Source organism: Microbacterium sp. Leaf351, assembly GCF_001423825.1.
Classification (GTDB): domain Bacteria; phylum Actinomycetota; class Actinomycetes; order Actinomycetales; family Microbacteriaceae; genus Microbacterium; species Microbacterium ginsengisoli.
The window spans coordinates 96684-99332 of record NZ_LMPK01000002.1 but is presented as its reverse complement, the minus strand read 5'-3'; the positions used below and the strand labels follow the sequence as shown (position 1 = coordinate 99332).

Genomic DNA, 2649 nt, shown 5'->3' with positions numbered 1-2649 from the left:
GTCCGCCGAGGCATCCTCGTCCGCCACGACCGCATCGACGGATGCCGCGGCCTCCCGAAGGCCGAAGACGACCGCCGGGCGCGCCATGGCCGCGATCGGCAATCCGTTCGCGTTCGGCTTCTTCCTCACCCTCGGCGGTCTGGTCGCACTCGTCCTCGGGCTCGCGATCTCGAACCTGTCGACGGTGCTCATCTACATCGTGTTCGCCCNGTGGGGCATCGTCATCGTCTTCGCCGGCTTCGCCGTCGTGCTCGCCGGCGTGCTGCTGCTGATCATCCCGACCGTGGTGACGCAGATCGCCGGCTTCGTCGCCAACGTGCCGAGCCTCATCCGCGACTTCCAGGCGTCGGACCTCTACGCCTGGCTGCAGGGGAACTTCGGCAGCAATGTCGGCGAGATCGTCAGCCAGGTGCAGGGGTTCCTGACGAACCCGGCGAACCTCACCGCGATCGGCGGCGGCGTGCTGCAGGTGACGGTGTCCGTCATCTCGACCATCTCGGGCATCATCATCGTGCTCGTGCTGACGCTCTACTTCATCGCCAGCCTGGATGTCATCAAGCAGGCCTTCTACCGCCTCGTTCCCGCCCACGGCCGGGAGAGCGTCGCCGACCTGACCGATCAGATCACGCAGTCGATCGGCGGGTACCTCATGGGGATGGTCATCCTCGCGTTCTTCAACTCGCTGTTCGCGGGGCTGCTCTACTTGTTCCTCGGACTCCCCTTCCCGCTGCTGATGGCGGTGATCGCGTTCTGCATCACCCTCATCCCGTTGGTCGGAACGGTGGCGTTCTGGGTGATCGGCTCGTCGCTCGCGCTGTTCGCGAGCCCGGTGGGCGCGCTCGTGTTCGCGGCCCTCTACCTCATCTACATGCAGGTCGAGGCGTACGTGCTGACGCCGCGCATCATGAACCGCGCGATCTCGATCCCCGGATCGCTCGTCGTCATCGGCGCCCTCGTCGGCGGCACATTGCTGGGTCTTCTCGGCGCGCTGGTGGCGATCCCGGTGACCGCATCGATCCTGCTGATCATCAAGAAGGTCATCATCCCGAGACAGGACGCGAAGGTCTGACCGGGCACGGGGATCCCCCGGCGCCCACGAGCGCGGTCGGACTCAGCGTGCCGGGTCGGCCGCGCAGGCGGGATCGCCCGCGGCGGTGACGGCCATCCGACGGTCGGGATCGACCCGGCCGAGAATCGCGAGTACGAGGCGCGAGAGGTCGTCGACGTCCGCGTCGTCCAGGTCGGCGAGGACGAACGAGCGCACCGCCTCCTCGTAGCGCGGTCGCGCATCCGCGAAGCGCTGCTCGCCCGCGCTCGTGAGCACCGCGTTGGTCGCCCGGCCGTCCTCGGCGCAGGGCGCCCGATCGACGAGGCCCTTGCGTTCGAGACCGGTCACGACGCGGGACAGTCGCGGCAGGGTGGCGTTCGTGCGCGACGCGAGCGCGGTCAGTCGTAACCGGCGGGCGGGCGCCTCGTGGAGGGCCTCGAGCAGCGTGTACTCGAACGAGGTGAGATCGCTCGCGGCCATCTGCTGGTCGAGCGTGCGCGGCAGCAGCTCGAGCAGTGCGTGCAGGCGCGCCACCGAGACGCGCTCCTCATATCGCAGTCCCTCGGCCGGCATGCGGCCATTCTAGCAGTTGGTTGCAATTACAAGTAAGTGGGCGTACGGTGACACTTGTATCTACAAGCAATGCCCCGTCGTCGCGGGGCACGAGGGAAGGAACCCCATGGCCCACGTCACGATCTTCGGCACCGGCAACATGGCGAACGCGATCGGCGGAGTCTTCGCCGAGGGCGGCAGCAGCGTAACCTACATCTCCGCCGAGGAGTCGGGCACCGCCCCGATCGTCGGCGACATCGTCGTGCTCGCCGTGCCTTACCCGGCCGTCGCGGGCATCCTCTCGGCGTACGGCGAGCAGCTCGCGGGCAAGACCGTCGTCGACATCACCAACCCGCTCAACTTCGAGACCTTCGACTCGCTCGTCGTGCCGGCCGGGTCCTCCGCTGCCGCTGAGATCCAGGCCGCGCTTCCGCAGAGCTCGGTGGTGAAGGCGTTCAACACCACCTTCGCCGCAACGCTCGTCGCGAAGACGGTCGGTGGAGCGCCCACCACCGTGCAGGTCGCCGGCGACTCCGCCGAGGCCAAGAGCGCGCTCATCGCGGCCATCGCCGCCGGGGGCGTGCAGGCGATCGACGCCGGCGCACTCTCCCGTGCACACGAGCTGGAGGCCCTCGGCTTCCTCCAGTTGACCCTCGCCGTCCGCGAGGTCATCTCGTGGACCGGCGGCTTCGCGGTCGTCCGCTGACCCGTCCGGGCGGGGGCCACGGCCCCCGCCCGCTCGACCTCGCTCCGCTCGAAAGGCTCCCCCCATGCTGATCCGTGAGACCGCGGCATCCGACCCTCTCGCCACCAGCGCTCCCGTCGTCGCCCTGCTGCTGCACGGCTACGGAGCGAGCGAGCGCGACCTCGCCGGCATCGGCGACCGCCTCACCGCGGGACTCCCGTGGGTGTCCCTGCGCGCCCCGCTGGCCCTACCCCAGGGCGGAGCCGCGTGGTTCCCTGTCACGGTGCCCGGCTCCCCCGACCCGCAGCCCGTCGTCGAGGCGACCGAGGCGATCTGGACCTGGGTCCAGGAGAACCTGCTGCCC

The 2649-nt window shown here is 69.3% G+C and carries 3 protein-coding genes and 1 pseudogene; 3 read left to right on the top strand and 1 reads right to left on the bottom strand.

Annotation, left to right across the window (positions count from 1 at the left end):
* Positions 1-85: 85 nt before the first annotated feature.
* Together ASG00_RS18725 and ASG00_RS00980 are read left to right on the top strand one after the other, a co-directional pair.
* A pseudogene (locus ASG00_RS18725) lies at positions 86-209 on the top strand (AI-2E family transporter); the annotation flags it as partial.
* A gap of 1 nt (position 210) precedes the next feature.
* A partial coding sequence (locus ASG00_RS00980) for an AI-2E family transporter (RefSeq protein WP_235559022.1) occupies positions 211-1069 on the top strand: 859 nt, incomplete at its 5' end.
* 42 nt (positions 1070-1111) lie between these two features.
* On the opposite strand, the gene ASG00_RS00975 is transcribed toward ASG00_RS00980, so the two are convergent.
* Entirely contained in the window at positions 1112-1621 is a 510-nt protein-coding gene (locus tag ASG00_RS00975; RefSeq protein ID WP_045247957.1) for a MarR family winged helix-turn-helix transcriptional regulator, read from the bottom strand.
* Between the two features lie 106 nt (positions 1622-1727).
* Here ASG00_RS00975 and ASG00_RS00970 point away from each other — a divergent pair, with 106 nt between their 5' ends.
* Positions 1728-2306 carry an NADPH-dependent F420 reductase gene (locus ASG00_RS00970; RefSeq protein ID WP_056206192.1) on the top strand — a complete coding sequence of 193 codons (579 nt, stop codon included), beginning with the start codon at positions 1728-1730 and terminating at the stop codon, positions 2304-2306.
* Positions 2307-2649: the final 343 nt, after the last annotated feature.